Here is a 3,421-nt window from a genome sequence, read left to right on the forward strand (position 1 = left end):
CGCGCGGCCCGTGTCCAGGTCGCTCATCGGTGCGACGGGCACCTCGCCCGTGACGCCCGAGCGGGTCAGCTCCAGGTCCGGCACGGACATGGCCGGCAGGTCCGGCCCCGAGCGCAGCCGCGTCTGGTCCAGCTCCGGCAGCACGGGCGCATCCACGGGCACCCGGCCGCCCGCGTGGTGCGTCAGCTCCAGCTCCGGCAGCGGGGCCACGACAGGGTCCGGGGTGTTCACGAGGCCGGGAAAGCGCTTGCCGCAGCCTTCGCACTCTTCGCCTTCCGACTGCACGTGGTCGCAGACCGGGCAGATGATCATGGACGGGACGTTACCGGTCCCCTCCCCTCACGGCAACGCGACCCGGGACTCAGGCAGTGGGCGTGCAGGCGTGCGTCCATCCGCACCCGCCAGCACCGTCGGCTCGCGTCACGTCGGAACCGAGGCCTGGCCCGTCATGGGCACGAAGCGCACCGGCAGCAGGCGGTCCACCCGGGGCAGCATCCCCGGCTGGCCCCGGCGGAGGCGCAGCAGCTCCTGCGCCTCGTGCGTGGCGCCCACGGGGATGACCATGCGCCCCCCGGGCCTCAGCTGCCGCAGCAGCTCGCGGGGAATCTCCTCCGGCGCGGCGGTGGCGATGATGGCGTCGAAGGGCGCGGCCTCGGGCCAGCCCAGGGAGCCGTCGCCCTCCCGGAAGAACACGTTGGTGAAGCCCAGCCGGTGCAACAGTCGCCGGGCGGGCCGGGCCAGCTCACGGACGATCTCCACCGTGTAGACCTCGCGGGCCATCAGCGCGAGCACCGCCGTCTGGTAGCCGGAGCCGGTGCCAATCTCGAGCACGCGCTCGCCGCCGCGCAGCTCCAGGGCCTCCGTCATCAGGGCGACCACGTAGGGCTGGCTGATGGTCTGCCCGTGGCCGATGGGCAGGGGGGCATCCTGGTAGGCCGCGTCCCGCTCCCCCTCGGGCACGAAGTCCGCACGGCTCAGGTTGGCGATCGCCGCGAGCACCCGCCGGTCCCGGATGCCCTGCCGCGCCAGATACTCCGCTCGGCCCCAGTCTCCCATCGCGTGCGCCCCCTCGTGCTCCTCCAGGGAAAAGTAAGCACGCCGACAGTCCGAGCCAATCCGGGGGGCGGACGCAAGCCTCCCCGGGCCTACCCCACCCGGGCGAGCGCGAGCCGGCCCTCCCAGCGCTCCTCCAGCGCCTTCACGAGCCCCTGGTGGTCCGGGGCCTGGAGCTTGGGGTCGGCGTCCATGATGCGCCGCGCCTCCGCCTGGGCGAGCGACAGCAGGTCGCCGTCGCGCACGAGGTTCGCCACGGCCAGCTCCGGCAGGCCGCTCTGCCGCGTGCCCAGGAACTCGCCGGGGCCGCGAATCTCCAGGTCCTTCTCCGCGATGACGAAGCCGTCGCTGCTGCGCTCCATCACGCCCAGCCGCTCGGTGGACTCCCAGGAGCGCGCGGCGCCCGCGACGAGGAAGCAGTAGCTGGCCGCGGCGCCACGGCCCACGCGCCCGCGCAGCTGGTGCAGCTGCGACAGGCCGAAGCGCTCCGCGGCCTCCACCACCATCACGGACGCGTTGGGCACGTCCACGCCCACCTCCACCACCGTGGTGCACACGAGCAGCTGGATGCGCTTGTCGCGAAACGCCTCCATCACGGCGTCCTTCTCCTCCGGCTTCATGCGCCCGTGCAGCAGGCCCACGCTGGCGTCGGGGAACACGACCTGCAACTTCGCCGCGCCCTGGGTGGCGTCCTCCAGGTCCAGCTTCTCCGACTCCTCCACCAGCGGATAGACGACGTAGGCCTGGTGCCCCTTGGCCAGCTCCGCGCCCACCGCTTCGTAGACGCGCGCGCGCTGCTCGTTGTTGAAGACGCGCGTGGTGATGGGCGTGCGGCCCGGCGGGAGCTGGTCGATGATGGACACGTCCAGGTCGCCGTAGAGCGTCATCGCGAGCGTGCGCGGGATGGGCGTGGCCGTCATCACCAGCACGTCCGGCGTGAGCCCCTTGCTCATGAGCGTGTGGCGCTGGAGCACGCCGAAGCGGTGCTGCTCGTCGATGACCACCAGCCCCAGCTTCTGGAAGGACACGCCGCCTTCAAGCAGCGCGTGCGTGCCCACGGCCAGATGGATGTCTCCCTTCGCCACGGCCTCGCGCACCTCGCGCTTGTGCTTCGCGGTGCCCGCCGCGCTGATGAGCCCCACGCGGAAGCCCAGCGGCTCCAGGATGCGGCGGAAGGTGCGCTCGTGCTGTTCGGCCAGGATCTCGGTGGGGGCCATCACCGCCACCTGGTAGCCGTCCTGCAGCGCCACCATGCCGGCCACGAGCGCCACGGCCGTCTTGCCGCTGCCCACGTCGCCCTGCACCAGGCGGTTCATCGGCTCCGGGCGCGCCATGTCCCGGGCGAGGTCTCCCACCACGCGCGCCTGGGCGCCGGTGAGCTGGAAGGGCAGCGCGGCGCGGGCCTTCTCCAGCCGCTCCGGGGTGACGTCGAAGGAGATGCCCTCCTCCGCCTTGATGCCCTGGCGCTTCAAGGCCATGCCCAGCTGGAGGAAGAACAGCTCGTCGAACGCGAGCCGGCGGTGCGCGGGGCTCTGGTGCGCGTCCAGCGCCTCCAGGTCCGCGTCGTCCGGCGGGAAGTGGATGAAGCGCAGCGCGTCCGGCAGCCCCATCAGGTGGTAGCGGCGGCGCAGGTCCGCGGGCAGCGGCTCCTCCAGGTGGTGCGCGTGCTGTTCGCTGATGCGCGAGGTCAGCTCGCGGAAGGAGCGCTGCTCCCCGCGCTCGAAGCCCGGGTAGACGGGGACGATGCGGTGGAAGTGGACGGAGGTCGTGTTCTCCAGGTCCTCGGCGGGCTCCAGCTCCGGGTGGGCCATCTCCCGGCCGTTCATGGAGGCGCGCACCTCACCGGAGAGCACCAGCTGCTTGCCCACGGAGAAGCGGCTCTTGAGCCACGGCCCCGCGTTGAAATAGGTGGCCGCGATGCTGCCGGAGCGGTCCCCCACGACGGCGCGGAACATGCGCTTGCCGCCGCGCCCGGGGACGAAGTCCGCCGTCTTGACGGTGCCCACCGTCACGCCGCGCTCGCCGGGGATGAGCTCCGCGATGGTGCGCAGCCGGCGGCGGTCCTCGTAACAGCGTGGCAAGAGGAACAGGATGTCGCCGGTGCGGCGCAGGCCCTTCTTGTCCAGGACGGCGACGAGGCGCGGCCCCAGCCGCTTGCCCAGCGTCTTGAGCGGCGCGGACAGCGGGCCCGTGCGCGGCGCGATGGACAGGAGCTTCGCCTCCGAGCGGGACGCCTCCGCGCCCACGGCCTTGGCCTTCTTCTTCCGGGTCTTCTCCGCGGGTGCGCGCTCCGCCAGCGGCGCGCCCTTGCGCGGGTCGGTGCCCGTCTTCGCCACGGGAGCACGGGCCACCGCGTTGCCGGAACCGG

2 protein-coding genes and 1 pseudogene are annotated in these 3,421 nt (G+C 72.8%); all 3 read right to left on the minus strand.

Annotation, left to right across the window (positions count from 1 at the left end; all coding sequences use genetic code 11):
* Nucleotides 1-312: pseudogene (locus ACLEQD_RS39650) on the minus strand (hypothetical protein); the annotation flags it as partial.
* 108 nt (nt 313-420) lie between these two features.
* On the minus strand, nt 421-1,056 hold the full coding sequence (locus ACLEQD_RS39655; protein ID WP_338281451.1) for a protein-L-isoaspartate(D-aspartate) O-methyltransferase: 636 nt from the start codon (nt 1,054-1,056) through the stop codon (nt 421-423).
* 89 nt (nt 1,057-1,145) lie between these two features.
* Nucleotides 1,146-3,421 (minus strand): ATP-dependent DNA helicase RecG (recG, locus tag ACLEQD_RS39660; RefSeq protein ID WP_410391115.1); only part of this gene is annotated, 2,276 nt, incomplete at its 5' end.

The sequence above is a fragment of the Corallococcus sp. 4LFB genome, assembly GCF_046520365.1.
GTDB lineage: Bacteria > Myxococcota > Myxococcia > Myxococcales > Myxococcaceae > Corallococcus > Corallococcus caeni.